The organism is Pseudomonas sp. P4_C1 (assembly GCF_056402155.1).
On record NZ_JBFUHY010000042.1, the window covers coordinates 24,901 to 39,162 of the forward strand.

Consider the following 14,262-nt stretch of genomic DNA (forward strand, 5'->3'; position numbering starts at 1 on the left):
GTCCGACTCCTTCTGGACAGTGGTTTAGCTGAATGCGCGCAGAGAATACATTTTCCAAATAATAATGCAAATGATAGTAGTTCCTACTTGTAGTATGAGGAACTCCTTTTCAGAGACCGACGAGGGGTTTGCTCAAGACCATGTAGCGCTCTCCCACCTTCCGCGCATACTCCTCCAACACCTGCTGACACAACGCCACAATCTCCTCGACCCACTCAACGCCCACCCGCCACGACACCACCACCTGCAAGTCGGGTGGTCGCTGATCGATGTCCAGCAAGGTCAATTCACTACGCGCCAGTTCCTCGGCCACCAGCACCGGCGGCAACGCGCCAACGCCAAAACCGTCGCGCAGCAGCCGGGTAATCGCCGACACCGAGTTCACGCAGTTCAACCGTGGCGTCATCACGCCATTGGCCTGCATCAGGGCGAGCACTTCCTGATGCGGGTGGGAGTTTTTCGAGTAGGTAATGATCCGCTCTTTCGCCAGATCGGCGACGCCTGAATACTCACGGTTGTACAGGGAATTGCTGGCCACAATCCAGCCCATGGGGTGGCTGGCCAGTTCCAGGCTGCGCACGCTTTCCTGGCGCAGCAGGTCGGTTTGCAGGATCACGTCGAGAAAGCCTTTTTGCAGCTGATCGCAGAGGTTGAGCGAGGTATCGGCCACCAGCTCGATTTCCACCAGTGGGTAGTGATCAGTCATCTGCGCCACCAACGGGCTGAGCCAGGTGTGGATCACCGTGTCCATCACGCCGATGCGCACCCGTCCGGCCTTGCTCGAGCGGGTTTCGATCGACTGCTTGAGTGCCTGCATGGTGTCCATCATTTGCTCGGCGTAATCGAGCACTTTAAGGCCCTCCGGCGTCAGGCTCACGCCGCGCGAATCCCGCAGAAACAGCTTTACCCCAAGCTCGCCTTCAAGCACTGCGATGCGGCTGGAAATCGAGGCCTGAGTAGTGAAGAGCTTGTCAGCGGTCAGGCGGAAACTCTTGAGTCGGGCGACCCAGACGAAGGTCTCGAGAAACTTCAGGTTCATGGGATAAAGATTTCTTATGTCTAAGGCGGGTTTTTATTAGTTGGACGCAGCAGGGGCGCGCGTCCAAGAATCGACGCATCCGGTTCCCACGATAGGCGTCGTCGGGGCTCAGAACAATACCAATAAAATCAGCGCGGAGATTTGCCATGAGTGCGCCCGACACCCCCGCCATCCCGAAAGCCTCGGCCCGTCCGGGACCTTTCGACTGGTATCGCAACATCAATCAGCAGGAACGCCGCACGTGATCCTCGCGGCCCTGAGCCTGCCAGAAACCCGTGGCAAGCAACTCGACGCCCGGTAACTGATAACCTGCGGGCTTGTCTTACAGATATGTCCCGCAGCTAAAAAGAATAAAGCCTACAGGAGTGTTCAGCGTGAGCCGCCTGCTATTGAACTGTGACATCGGCGAGAGTTTCGGCAACTGGACCATGGGTCTGGACGCAGAAATCATGCCCTTTATCGATTGCGCCAACATCGCCTGCGGTTTTCACGCCGGCGATCCGAGCGTCATGCGCAAGACCGTCAGCCTGGCCCTCAGCCACGGTGTGCAAGTTGGCGCGCATCCGGCCTATCAGGATCTGGTGGGATTCGGCCGCCGTTCGATGGCGTATGCCACCCAGGAGCTTCAAGACATTCTGCATTACCAGATCGGCGCCCTCGACGGCATCTGCCGGGCCCAGGGTGGTCGGGTCAGTTACGTCAAACCCCATGGCGCGATGTACAACGACATGATGGCCAACCCGGCGCAGTTGCGCGCCGTGCTGCAAGCGGTGGCGTCCTATGACCGCAACCTGCCGCTGATGTTGATGGCAACCCGCGACAACAGCGCCGCCCAACAACTGGGTGATGAATACGGCGTGACGCTGTGGTTCGAGGCCTTCGCCGACCGTGCCTACGACAGTGCCGGCAGGCTGGTGTCGCGACAACTGCCGGGAGCGGTGCATCACGACCCGCAAACAATTATCGAGCAAGCGCTGACCATTGCTCGTGGTGAAAACCTGACTGCCAGTGACGGCAGCGCCCTGCATTTGCGGGCCAATACCCTGTGCGTACACGGCGACAACGCCAGTTCGGTCGCTGCCGTGCAACGCATCCGTGAAGCCTTGAACCGGCAGAGCGCGTCATGAAACTGCGGGTGGAAGTGGTGGCGCTGGATTGCCTGATGGTGCGCCTGTTCGATGAAATTGCCGAAACCAACATGCCGTGGATGCTGGCGGCCAGTGAAAGTCTGCGGGCGGCATTCGGTGAGCATTTGATCGATCTGGTGCCGTCCTACACCACCTTGATGGTGCATTACGACTTGACCGCGCTGAGTCCCGCCCAGGCCCGGGAGTTAATCGCCCAGGCGCTGATCGATCTGTCGCCTAACGCTCATGCCCGCGGTAAATGTCATGTGTTGCCGGTGTGGTACGACTTGAGCGTCGGACCGGAGCTGAACCTGTTGTCGCAGCGCAGCGGGATGGCGGTGGAGGAGGTGATCCGTCGTCACAGCGAGCGTGAATATCAGGTGTTCGCCCTGGGCTTTGCACCGGGCTTCGCCTTCATGGGACTGGTGGAAGAGGTACTTGCCGCACCGCGTCTGAACACGCCACGCAAGAAAGTCGCGGCCGGCAGTGTCGGCATCGCCGAACGGCAGACGGCGGCTTACCCGGTGGTGTCGCCGGGCGGCTGGAACCTGATTGGCCGCACGCCGGCCAAATTGTTCGATCGCAACCGTGACGGCTACAGCCTGATGCAGCCCGGTGACACTGTGCGGTTCGAAGCGATCGGCCATGCCGAGTTCATTAACCTGGGCGGTGACGACACGCCACTGGAGGCCCAGGCATGAGCCGTCTGACGATTGAAGCGAGTACGCCGCTGTGCCTGTTGCAGGACGCTGGTCGTTTCGGCGTGCGGCATCTGGGCGTGACCCAGGGTGGAGCGGCCGATTGGCGTTCGATGTCCTGGGCCAATTGGCTGTTGGGCAACGGACTGGATGCGCCGGTGATCGAAATCACCCTCGGCGGGTTTACCGTCGTGGCGGAGGAGGAATGCGTGCTGGCCTTGGCCGGAGCGGATCTTGGCGCGCAGGTGGACGGCGAGGCGCTGGCGCCGTGGCGCAGTTTCAGGCTGCACGAGGGGCAGCGTTTGCAGTTTACCCGGCCATTGCTCGGCGCCCGGGCCTATCTGGCGGCGCCGGGTGGGTTTGATGCACCGAAAGTGCTGGGCAGCAGCGCGACGGTGGTTCGTGAGGAACTCGGCGGCCTGGACGGTATGGGCCATGCGCTGGGTAAGGGCGCGTCATTGAGCTATTCGGGCAACTCGGTGATGTTGCTGCGCGAAATGACCGCAGACCAGCGGCCGGACTTGAACCTTGATGCTCCGTTAGACCTGGTCCTCGGTGCACAGATCGGTGAGTTCAGCGGGCAGAGCCTGTTCGATGCATTCAACAGCGTGTGGAGCCTCGACAGCCGAGCCGACCGAATGGGGATTCGCCTGTTGGGTACGGCGCTGCAGTACCAGGGTAAACCGATGATTTCCGAAGGTATTCCGTTGGGGGCTGTCCAGGTGCCGCCGGACGGGCAGCCGATCGTGTTGCTCAATGATCGGCAGACCATTGGCGGTTATCCGCGGCTGGGGGCGTTGACGCCACTGGCGCTGGCGCGATTGGCGCAGTGTTTGCCGGGGGCGCGGGTGCGGTTGCGGCCGGTGGTGCAGGATGTCGCCCATCGTGAGCATGTCGAGTATTTGCAGCGTTTTTTGAACAGCTAAAAGCATCGCGAGCAAGCTCGCTCCCACAGGGTAAGAGTCGTTCACAAAATTTGTGAACAGCACCAAACCAATGTGGGAGCGAGCTTGCTCGCGATGGCGTCAGACCAGACAACAAAGATTACTTGGAAAGAAACCGCATCCCTTCCTCCAACCCCCGCAACGTCAACGGATACATCTGATCCTCGATCAAATCCCGCACGATATTGGTCGAAGAGGTATAGCCCCAAGTGTCTTTAGGATACGGGTTGATCCAGATGAGCTTCTTGTACTTCTCCTTGAAACGCTGCATCCACACGTAACCGGCTTCTTCGTTCCAGTGCTCGACGCTGCCGCCCGGCTGGGTGATTTCGTAGGGTGCCATGGCGGCGTCGCCGATGAAGATCACTTTGTAGTCGGCGCCGTACTTGTGCAGCAGGTCCATGGTCGAGGTGCGCTCGGAGGTGCGGCGCATGTTGTTCTTCCACACCGATTCATAAATGAAGTTGTGGAAGTAGAAATACTCCAGATGCTTGAACTCGGTCTTGCAGGCCGAGAACAATTCCTCGCAAATCTTCACGTGGGCGTCCATCGAGCCGCCGATGTCGAACAGCAGCAACAGCTTGACGGTGTTACGCCGCTCCGGCCGCATCTGGATATTCAGCAGGCCGGCATCCTTGGCGGTGTGGTCGATGGTGCCATCGATGTCCAGCTCTTCCGCCGCGCCCTGACGGGCAAACTTGCGCAAGCGCCGCAAGGCAACCTTGATGTTGCGCGTGCCCAGCTCGACGGAATCGTCGAGGTTCTTGTACTCGCGCTGGTCCCAGACCTTGGCTGCCTTGCCCTGGCGCTTGCCGGCATCGCCGACCCGAATGCCTTCCGGATTGAAACCGCCGGAGCCGAATGGGCTGGTGCCACCGGTGCCGATCCACTTGTTGCCACCGGCGTGGCGTTCCTTCTGTTCCTCGAGGCGTTTCTTGAACTCTTCGATCAGCTTGTCGAGGCCGCCGAGGGACTGGATCGCCGCCCGCTCTTCATCGGTCAGTGAACGCTCGAATTCCTTGCGCAGCCAGTCTTCGGGGATCAGTGCCTGAAGATGATCGTCGAGCTTTTCCAGTCCATTGAAGTAGGCACTGAACGCCCGGTCGAACTTGTCGAAATGCTTTTCATCCTTCACCAGGATCGCCCTGGACAGGTAATAGAACTCGTCCATGTCGGCGAAGGTCACGCGCTGTTTCAGCGCGTTGATCAGGTCCAGCAGTTCACGCACCGAGACCGGCACCTTGGCTGCGCGCATTTCATTGAACAGGTTGAGCAGCATGGCATCAGCCTCTTAGCGGGTGCCGCGACGGCTCATGAACGCCAGACGTTCCAGCAATTGCACGTCCTGTTCGTTTTTCACCAGCGCGCCAGCCAGCGGCGGGATGGCCTTGGTCGGATCGCGCTCGCGCAGCACCGCTTCGCCGATGTTGTCGGCCATCAGCAGCTTCAGCCAGTCCACCAGCTCGGAGGTCGAAGGCTTCTTCTTCAGGCCCGGCACCTTGCGCACGTCGAAGAACACGTCCAGCGCTTCACTGACCAGGTCTTTCTTGATGTCCGGGTAGTGCACGTCGACGATCCGCTGCATTGTCACGCGGTCGGGGAAGGCGATGTAGTGGAAGAAGCAGCGACGCAGGAACGCATCCGGCAGCTCTTTTTCGTTGTTGGAGGTAATGATGATGATCGGGCGCTTCTTGGCCTTGATGGTCTCGTCGATCTCGTAAACGTAGAACTCCATCTTGTCGAGTTCTTGCAGCAGGTCGTTGGGGAATTCGATGTCGGCCTTGTCGATCTCGTCGATCAGCAGGATCACCCGCTCTTCGGATTCGAAGGCCTCCCAGAGCTTGCCCTTTTTCAGATAGTTGCGAACGTCGTGGACCTTTTCCGTGCCCAACTGCGAATCGCGCAGGCGGCTGACCGCGTCGTACTCATAGAGGCCCTGGTGAGCCTTGGTGGTGGATTTGATGTGCCAGGTGATCAGCTTGGCGCCAAAGGATTCGGCCAGTTGCTCGGCGAGCATGGTCTTGCCGGTGCCCGGTTCGCCCTTGACCAGCAACGGCCGCTCCAGGGTGATGGCGGCGTTGACCGCCAGCTTCAGGTCATCGGTGGCGACGTAGGCCTGGGTGCCTTCGAACTTCATCTGCTAATCCTCGAACGGTAACGCCGACCTGAACGAGGCAGGGCGGGGGCGCAATAAAATGGTCAGCCCCGACTATAACGCGGTGCCCGGTCGACTGTGAACGCAGACGGCTTATTCAGTCTCTGAATGGAGCGTCACATCTTGACTCAGTCTCGGCGCGTGGCCAGTATTGAGCTATCGCCATTTTGGCGATAGCTTGCCGGGCATGTCTACTAAATACCGATTTCGCGACACATACCGCATTCAATTGCGCGAGAAGGATCATCCGCCGCCTCATGTCCACCTGACCGGTGGCGGCCTGGACGTCATGCTCAGCTTGGAAACCGTCGAGGTGATGGCAGGCAGGGCTCCGCCCCTGATCATCAGGGAAGCACTGGATTGGGTCAGGGCCCATCAGGCGCAACTGCTCGAGGACTGGAAACGATGTTACCCATGAAACGACCACGACTGCTGGCCGTACAGGCACTACCGGAGTACTGCCTGGCGTTGACCTTTATTGACGGCCAGCAACTGACTGTCGACCTGAGCCGGGATTTGCTGGCCTTTCCAGGCTTGCAACCATTGCAGGGACGCRCTTTCGATGGTGCGGCTCTGAGTGATGATGGCTGGTGCGTCGAATGGTCTGAGCAAGACATCCAGATTGGTGCAGACACGTTGTACCTGGATGCGATCGCACAAAATGCCTCCGACGAAAATACCCGGATCTTCATCGATTGGCGTGCTCGCACCGGGCTGTCACTCACACAGGCCGCCGAGGCGTTGGGGGTCAGCACCCGCAGCATCAGTCGTTACAGCCGTGGCCGGGAAACGGTGCCCCGGTCTTTGGCATTGGCCTGCCTGGGCTGGGACTACTTGCAGTTGCAAGCGAACGCTCCACGGGCGGCCGAAGAAACAGGCCGCTACACCGTCACTCGTAAAACTTGACCGGCTTGCGGCTTGGGGGGGCTCGTAGCGGGCATTGAATGCCTGGTAGTTGCGCACCAGACAGGGCAAGGCGATGTGTAGTGTTATCAGCAGCACAATCAGGCCGATGAGGGGCCGCTGGGGCCAACTGTATCGACGTATCATGGTGGCAAATCTCTGACGATCCAAAGCCATTGACTGCAGTAATACGTGGACGTACGCCCCGACTGGACGCCTGCGGGCAAGAGGCTTACCTTGATGCCCTATTTCAATGCTGTCGTTAAGGACCCAGCCATGAGCCGCATTTTCGTTGACAACGCCCACTCCATCGGCAACACGCCGCTGGTGCAGATCAATCGCATTGCGCCGCGTGGTGTGACCATCCTGGCCAAGATCGAAGGGCGCAACCCCGGCTACTCGGTCAAGTGCCGGATCGGCGCGAACATGATCTGGGATGCCGAGGGCAGCGGCAAACTCAAGCCGGGCATGACCATCGTCGAACCCACCTCCGGCAATACCGGCATCGGCCTGGCCTTCGTGGCCGCCGCCCGTGGCTACAAGCTGATGTTGACCATGCCGTCGTCCATGAGCATCGAACGCCGCAAGGTGCTCAAGGCACTGGGTGCCGAACTGGTGTTGACCGAGCCGGCCAAAGGCATGAAGGGGGCCATCGAGAAAGCCGGTGAAATTGTTGCCGGCGACCCGTCGAAGTACTTCATGCCAGCGCAATTCGACAACCCGGCCAACCCGGCCATCCACGAAAAAACCACGGGTCCGGAAATCTGGAACGATACCGACGGCGCGGTCGATGTGCTGGTGGCAGGCGTCGGAACCGGTGGAACCATCACCGGAGTTTCACGATATATCAAGAATACCCAGGGCAAGCCGATACTCTCGGTGGCGGTGGAACCGGCGGTGTCACCGGTGATCACCCAGGCCCTGGCCGGTGAGGAAATCAAGCCGAGCCCGCACAAGATCCAGGGCATCGGTGCCGGTTTTGTGCCGAAGAACCTCGATTTGTCGATCGTCGATCGGGTGGAACTGGTCAGTGACGAAGAGTCCAAGGCCATGGCCTTGCGCTTGATGCAGGAAGAAGGAATTTTGTGCGGGATCTCTAGCGGCGCTGCCATGGCAGTGGCCGTTCGGCTGGCGGAGACCCCGGAAATGCAGGGCAAGACCATTGTCGTGATCCTGCCGGATTCCGGTGAGCGTTATCTGTCGAGCATGCTGTTCAGTGATCTGTTTACCGAGCAGGAGAATCAGCAGTAAACGCTAAACATTCGCGGATCGTGGCTGGCGGTGATGATTGAAGCGCTATCGCTGGCTGCGATCTATTGATCGGGTCCGGTTGATGATGGATTTGCATCAGCCAGCGTTCAGGCGCCTTATGTTAAGAAATGCTTTGTTGCATATTCATTAACATTGAATGTTAAAAAGTGCAGGTTTTTCACCGGGTCGGTAGTGTTTATCATGCTGGCAGCCATGTCGGGCAATGGACTTGGCGCAGTGTCGTTTATCTTCAAAGGAGTTGTTGATGACCTTATCGTTTGCCGCGAAGGCCTCGTTGTTGCTGCTGTTTCTCGGCAGCACCCTCTATGTGCATTTACGCGGCAAGGCGCGTCTGCCGGTGTTGCGCCAGTTCGTTAACCATTCGGCACTGTTCGCACCCTATAACGCCTTGATGTACCTGTTTTCCGGCGTGCCTTCGAAACCGTATCTGGATCGCAGCAAGTTCCCGGAACTGGATGTGCTCAGGGACAACTGGGAGGTGATTCGCGACGAAGCGATGCACTTGTTCGACGAGGGCTATATCCGTGCGGCGGCAAAGAACAACGACGCCGGTTTTGGTTCGTTCTTCAAGAAGGGCTGGAAGCGTTTCTACCTCAAGTGGTATGACAAACCGCTGCCTTCTGCCGAAACCTTGTGTCCGAGAACCGTGGAACTGGTCAGCAGCATTCCCAACGTCAAGGGCGCCATGTTTGCGCTGCTGCCGGGTGGCAGCCACCTCAACCCGCATCGCGATCCGTTTGCCGGCTCCCTGCGTTATCACCTGGGGCTGTCGACACCGAACTCCGACGATTGCCGCATCTTTGTCGACGGTCAGGTTTACGCCTGGCGCGATGGGGAAGACGTGATGTTCGACGAAACCTACGTGCACTGGGTCAAGAATGAAACGGAAAAGACCCGCGTCATCCTGTTCTGCGACATCGAACGTCCGCTGAGCAATCGCTTAATGACCCGCATCAATCGCAGTATCAGCGCATGGCTGGGCCGTGCAACTGCGCCGCAAAACCTCGATGACGAGCGTGTGGGCGGGATCAACAAGGCTTACGCCTGGAGCAAGAACTCCAGCGATAAATTCAGCGGTGTGGTCAAACAGTGGAAACGCCGTAATCCCAAGGCGTATCGCGTATTGCGGCCGATATTGGCGGTAGCGGTATCGGGATTGTTGGCCTATTGGTTGTTTGGCTGAAGTTGAAGCTGTCCTGCGGGTCAGGAAAAAGGATCGTCAACTGGCGATCTTTTTTTTGATTTGCGGGAACTTTCTCGCAGGTTTGTAGTACGATTCCTGACCGAAAATAACGTCAAGCCATGGATGATTTACACAGAGCCCGCCTCAGCCTGGACTGTGCCCTTGGTTTTTCCTGTCATTTAGGCTTTCGATCACTTTGTCAGCCCCCGCCTTCGCCCCCTGGAATTGGAGTTTTTTACATGGTGTTTGTATTCGAGATGTTCGAAACTTCACCTGAATCAGGCTGAAAGCCAAGCAGGTCGTACTCAAGATCTCATGCKAAAATGCCGTTCATGGCCAGGTGACAGCGTTGCTTGGGACATTGCGTGGGAATTCGGTTGTGCTGCGCTGACTCCTCGTACACGGCCTGATTAACAAGCGCTGAAAACGACTCGAATCCTTATCGTGTTGATTTTATTGAAGAAGTACTAATTGGTATTGCACCTGTCATATACAGGGAAGGAAATTTTGTGGGTATCTCTGAGTCCAGCGCTCTTCATTCTTGCGCCAGTACCACATTGAGTGATTGCCGTACTGAAAAAGTCGCAATACTGATGTGTTCCTACAATGGAGAATCGTTTTTAGCCGAGCAGCTGGAGTCATTTCAGCAGCAGTCTCATCGTGACTGGACTGTCTATGTCTCGGACGATGGCTCCCAAGACCGGACGCTGGACATCCTTCAAGCCACAACTACCCAATGGGAGGCGGGGCGTCTCCAGGTTTTCGATGGGCCTGGCCGAGGTTTCGTCGCAAATTTCCTTTCGCTCACTTGTCGGGCAGACATTCACGCTGACTACTATGCGTGGGCTGATCAGGACGATATCTGGAAGCATGAAAAGCTCGAGAAAGCGATAGCCTGGCTGAAGTCTATCCCGGAGAATGTGCCGGCCCTTTACTGCGGTCGCACCGAGCTGATTAGTGAGACAGGTTTACCTTTTGGCTTCTCACCCAAGTTTGCTCTTGCGCCGCATTTTTCCAATGCGCTCGTGCAAAATATCGGGGGCGGCAACACCATGGTGTTTAACCACGCCACGCGCGCGTTGCTGCAAGAAGCAGGTGACAAACTGAATGTGCCTTCTCATGACTGGTGGGCGTATCAGTTGATTTCCGGGGTCGGTGGGGCTGTCCACTACGATCCTGTACCAACGGTACTGTACCGTCAGCACGATGAAAATGTCGTCGGAACCAACTCCAACTGGTGGGCGCGTATCAAACGCTTGCGCATGGCGTTTGGGGGACTTTTTTATGAGTGGAATACCTTGAACATCAAGGCTCTTGGAACCATGCGCCATCGGTTGACCCAGGAGCATCTGGTGAAGCTCGACCAATTCAAGGCAGCGCGCGAGCAACCACTTTTTTCAAGGATTCTCGGGTTTAAACGAGCCGGTTTGTATCGACAGACCGTTTTTGGAAACCTGGGGTTGATCCTCGCAACTTTACTGAAAAAGATCTGAATCAATGACTATCTTAGTAACTGGCGGTGCAGGCTTCATCGGCGCGAACTTCGTATTGGACTGGCTGGCTCAATCCGATGAGACCGTGGTCAATCTGGACAAGCTGACCTATGCAGGCAATCTGGACAACCTCAGCAGCCTGGCGGGTAATGAACAGCATGTTTTTGTGCGTGGCGATATCGGTGATGGCGACTTGGTCGCTCGCTTGCTGGAAGAGCATCAACCTCGCGCGATTCTGAACTTCGCGGCCGAGTCGCACGTTGATCGCTCCATTCATGGCCCGGAAGACTTCATCGAGACCAACATCGTCGGTACTTTCCGCTTGCTGGAAGCCGTGCGCGCTTACTGGAAGGGTCTGGCGGCCGATGCGCAGCAATCGTTTCGCTTCCTGCACGTGTCTACCGACGAAGTCTATGGCTCGCTGGCCAAAGATGAAGCCGCATTCAGCGAAAGTCATCAGTACGAACCGAACAGCCCTTACTCGGCCAGCAAGGCCGCCAGTGATCACCTGGTTCGCGCGTATCATCACACTTATGGTCTGCCAGTACTGACGACCAACTGCTCGAACAACTACGGTCCGTATCACTTCCCGGAAAAACTCATTCCGCTGATGATCGTCAACGCACTGGCCGGCAAGGCACTGCCTGTCTACGGTGATGGTCAGCAGATTCGTGACTGGCTGTATGTCAAAGACCACTGCAGCGCCATTCGTCGCGTGCTGGAAGCCGGCACCGTGGGAGAGGTCTACAACGTGGGCGGCTGGAACGAAAAACCAAATCTGGACATCGTGCACACGGTCTGCGCCTTGCTCGACGAGATGCGTCCACGCGGCGACGGCCAGCCTTACAACGCTCAAATCACCTACGTGACCGATCGTCCCGGGCATGACCGCCGTTATGCCATCGACGCTCGCAAGCTCGAGCGCGAACTGGGCTGGAAACCGGCAGAGACCTTCGAAACCGGTATCCGCAAAACCGTGCAGTGGTACCTGGATAACCAGGACTGGGTCAGCAATATCCAGTCGGGTGCTTACCTTCAGTGGGTAGAGAAAAACTACGCCGGGCGTACTGCATGAAAATTCTATTGCTCGGTAAAAACGGTCAGGTCGGGTGGGAACTGCAACGCAGCCTTGCCCCGCTGGGCGAGTTGCTCGCACTGGACTCTCGCAGCCCGGATTACTGTGGCGATTTGAATGACCTTGCGGGGCTCGCTGCCACCGTACAGCGCTTTGCGCCTGACGTTATTGTCAATGCCGCGGCGTACACCGCTGTCGACAAGGCTGAAAGCGAATCGCAGCAGGCGCATCGGGTGAATGCCGAAGCGCCAGCAGTACTGGCCCGGGAAGCGTTGGCTCTGAATGCCTTGCTGGTGCATTACTCCACGGACTATGTATTCGCCGGCGACGGTGATACCCCATGGCAGGAAAGTGATCCGGTCGCACCGYTGAGTGTCTATGGCTCCAGCAAGCTGGCGGGCGAACAGGCGATTCAGGCCAGCGGCTGCTCGCATCTGATTTTCCGTACCAGTTGGGTGTACGCCGCGCGAGGGAACAACTTCGCCAAGACCATGCTGCGCTTGGCCCGTGAGCGCGACAGCTTGAATGTCATCGACGATCAGTTCGGTGCGCCAACCGGGGCGGAATTGTTGGCCGATGTCACTGCCCATGCTATCCGTAGCACCATCGCAACCCCGGAACTGGGTGGGCTCTACCATCTCGCAGCCTCTGGTGAAACCACCTGGTGTCGCTATGCTCGTTTCGTGCTTGAGCGAGCCGAGTTGGCAGGTGAAAACCTCAAGGTGTCGCCGGCCATGGTTGGAGCAATCGGCACAGAGGCTTACCCGACGCCAGCACAACGTCCAAACAATTCCCGTTTGAACACTCAAAAACTGCAAAAGGCCTTTGCGTTGAACTTGCCTCAATGGAAAGTCGGCGTGGCACGGATGCTTACAGAAATTCTAGAGAAATGAATATGTTTAATCGTAAAGGAATCATCCTGGCCGGCGGCTCGGGAACTCGACTGCACCCTGCAACATTGGCGATCTCCAAACAGTTGCTGCCGGTATACGACAAACCGATGATCTACTACCCGCTGAGCACCCTGATGCTGGCGGGTATCCGCGACATCCTGATCATTTCCACTCCTCAAGATACCCCGCGTTTCGAGCAACTGCTGGGTGATGGCGCTCGTTGGGGCTTGAACATTTCCTATGCAGTGCAGGCATCGCCGGATGGCTTGGCGCAGGCTTTCATTATTGGTGAAGACTTCATCGGTAATGATCCGGCGGCCTTGGTGCTGGGCGACAACATCTACCACGGCCATCATTTCAATGAGCTGCTGGCGAGTGCCATGGTGCGCCAGGACGGTGCCAGCGTTTTTGCCTACCACGTCAATGATCCAGAGCGCTATGGGGTTGTCGAGTTCGATGCTCAAGGCAAGGCCATCAGCCTGGAAGAGAAACCTCTCAAACCTAAATCGAACTACGCGGTCACCGGTCTGTATTTCTACGACAACCAGGTTGTCGAGATCGCAAAAAACATCAAACCGTCACCACGTGGCGAGCTGGAAATCACCGACCTCAACCGTGTCTACCTGGAGCAGGGCAACCTGTCGGTAGAAATCATGGGTCGCGGTTACGCCTGGCTGGACACTGGTACTCACGACTCCTTGCTGGAAGCGAGCCATTTCATCGCCACACTGGAACACCGTCAGGGCCTTAAAGTTGCCTGCCCCGAAGAGATCGCCTTCCGGCAGAAGTGGATCAACCCCGAGCAACTCGAAGCGCTCGCTGACCCATTGATGAAAAACGGCTATGGCCAATACCTGAAACGCCTCCTGCACGAGACGATTTACTGATGAAAGCTATACCACTGGCGATACCCGACGTCGTACTGTTTGAGCCCAAGGTTTTTGGCGATGAGCGTGGTTTTTTCTTCGAAAGTTTCAATGAGGCGCAGTTTTCTGAGGCCATTGGAAAAGAAGTTAAATTCGTTCAGGACAATCACTCCCGTTCGGTAAAGAACGTATTGCGTGGATTGCATTATCAGGTTCAACAAGCGCAGGGAAAGTTGTTGCGTGTAGTGACCGGTGAAGTCTTCGATGTCGCGGTAGATGTGCGCAAGTCGTCACCGACATTCGGGCATTGGGTAGGTGAGATTCTATCCGCTGAGAATAAACGACAGTTATGGATTCCTGAGGGATTTGCTCACGGTTTTGTCGTGCTTTCTGACGCTGCTGAAGTTCTATACAAGGCAACGGATTACTATGCGCCCGTACATGAACGTTGCATTGCCTGGAACGACCCCACCGTAGGGATTGAATGGCCGTGTGAAGGAGAATTGGCGCTGTCGGTAAAAGATCAGCAGGGATCGTTACTGAATGTCGCAGAGGTATTTGACTGATGCAAGCGCACCCTATTTCTCCAAAAGAACTTGTGAAAAGTCTCTGGC

Annotated in this window: 15 protein-coding genes; 12 read left to right on the forward strand and 3 right to left on the reverse strand. The window is 57.2% G+C overall.

The annotated features are described in order from the left end of the window. Positions 1-109: 109 nt before the first annotated feature. On the reverse strand, positions 110-1,039 hold the full coding sequence (locus tag AC1DU9_RS19980) for a LysR family transcriptional regulator (RefSeq protein WP_223462022.1): 930 nt from the start codon (positions 1,037-1,039) through the stop codon (positions 110-112). A 374-nt stretch (positions 1,040-1,413) separates the two neighbouring features. Between AC1DU9_RS19980 and AC1DU9_RS19985 the strand changes: the two genes are divergently transcribed. Genes AC1DU9_RS19985 through AC1DU9_RS19995 form a run of 3 tightly spaced genes read left to right on the forward strand, consistent with a single transcriptional unit; the run spans position 1,414 to position 3,790 of the window. Then, a complete protein-coding gene (locus tag AC1DU9_RS19985; RefSeq protein WP_477810677.1) occupies positions 1,414-2,166 on the forward strand; it encodes a 5-oxoprolinase subunit PxpA in 753 nt (250 codons plus the stop codon). Then, entirely contained in the window at positions 2,163-2,867 is a 705-nt protein-coding gene (pxpB, locus tag AC1DU9_RS19990) for a 5-oxoprolinase subunit PxpB (protein WP_223462026.1), read from the forward strand. Before AC1DU9_RS19985 ends, pxpB begins: the two co-directional genes overlap by 4 nt. Continuing rightward, positions 2,864-3,790: a 5-oxoprolinase subunit C family protein gene (locus tag AC1DU9_RS19995; RefSeq protein ID WP_223462028.1), complete on the forward strand. Its 927-nt coding sequence runs from the start codon at positions 2,864-2,866 to the stop codon at positions 3,788-3,790. Before pxpB ends, AC1DU9_RS19995 begins: the two co-directional genes overlap by 4 nt. A 118-nt stretch (positions 3,791-3,908) precedes the next feature. Here AC1DU9_RS19995 and AC1DU9_RS20000 read toward each other — a convergent pair whose 3' ends face one another. Next, a complete protein-coding gene (locus tag AC1DU9_RS20000; RefSeq protein WP_223462030.1) occupies positions 3,909-5,087 on the reverse strand; it encodes a vWA domain-containing protein in 1,179 nt (392 codons plus the stop codon). A 12-nt stretch (positions 5,088-5,099) separates the two neighbouring features. Then, the gene (locus AC1DU9_RS20005; protein ID WP_007984829.1) at positions 5,100-5,945 is read right to left on the reverse strand and encodes an AAA family ATPase; all 846 of its coding nucleotides are present in this window, start codon (positions 5,943-5,945) and stop codon (positions 5,100-5,102) included. Positions 5,946-6,150: 205 nt separating this feature from the next. Here AC1DU9_RS20005 and AC1DU9_RS20010 point away from each other — a divergent pair, with 205 nt between their 5' ends. The 9 genes from AC1DU9_RS20010 (at position 6,151) to rfbC (ending at position 14,214) form a co-directional block, all read left to right on the forward strand. After that, positions 6,151-6,381, forward strand: a complete 231-nt coding sequence (locus tag AC1DU9_RS20010; protein WP_223462147.1) for a DUF4160 domain-containing protein — start codon at positions 6,151-6,153, stop codon at positions 6,379-6,381. Next, positions 6,369-6,869 (forward strand): DUF2442 domain-containing protein, encoded by a 501-nt coding sequence (locus AC1DU9_RS20015; RefSeq protein WP_477810678.1) that lies wholly within the window; start codon positions 6,369-6,371, stop codon positions 6,867-6,869. The genes AC1DU9_RS20010 and AC1DU9_RS20015 overlap by 13 nt, the downstream gene beginning before the upstream one ends. Positions 6,870-7,142: 273 nt before the next feature. After that, positions 7,143-8,117: a cysteine synthase A gene (gene cysK, locus AC1DU9_RS20020; RefSeq protein ID WP_223462034.1), complete on the forward strand. Its 975-nt coding sequence runs from the start codon at positions 7,143-7,145 to the stop codon at positions 8,115-8,117. Between the two features lie 265 nt (positions 8,118-8,382). Further along, a complete protein-coding gene (locus AC1DU9_RS20025; RefSeq protein ID WP_223462036.1) occupies positions 8,383-9,321 on the forward strand; it encodes an aspartyl/asparaginyl beta-hydroxylase domain-containing protein in 939 nt (312 codons plus the stop codon). A gap of 509 nt (positions 9,322-9,830) precedes the next feature. Continuing rightward, a complete protein-coding gene (locus tag AC1DU9_RS20030; protein ID WP_223462038.1) occupies positions 9,831-10,814 on the forward strand; it encodes a glycosyltransferase family 2 protein in 984 nt (327 codons plus the stop codon). 4 nt (positions 10,815-10,818) lie between these two features. Continuing rightward, positions 10,819-11,889, forward strand: a complete 1,071-nt coding sequence (gene rfbB / locus AC1DU9_RS20035) for a dTDP-glucose 4,6-dehydratase (protein ID WP_223462040.1) — start codon at positions 10,819-10,821, stop codon at positions 11,887-11,889. Beyond that, complete coding sequence (gene rfbD, locus AC1DU9_RS20040; protein ID WP_223462043.1) at positions 11,886-12,782, forward strand: dTDP-4-dehydrorhamnose reductase; 897 nt, start codon at positions 11,886-11,888, stop codon at positions 12,780-12,782. Before rfbB ends, rfbD begins: the two co-directional genes overlap by 4 nt. Positions 12,783-12,784: 2 nt before the next feature. Further along, entirely contained in the window at positions 12,785-13,669 is an 885-nt protein-coding gene (gene rfbA, locus AC1DU9_RS20045) for a glucose-1-phosphate thymidylyltransferase RfbA (protein ID WP_223462045.1), read from the forward strand. Beyond that, complete coding sequence (gene rfbC, locus AC1DU9_RS20050) at positions 13,669-14,214, forward strand: dTDP-4-dehydrorhamnose 3,5-epimerase (RefSeq protein ID WP_223462047.1); 546 nt, start codon at positions 13,669-13,671, stop codon at positions 14,212-14,214. Before rfbA ends, rfbC begins: the two co-directional genes overlap by 1 nt. The last annotated feature ends 48 nt before the right edge of the window (positions 14,215-14,262 follow it).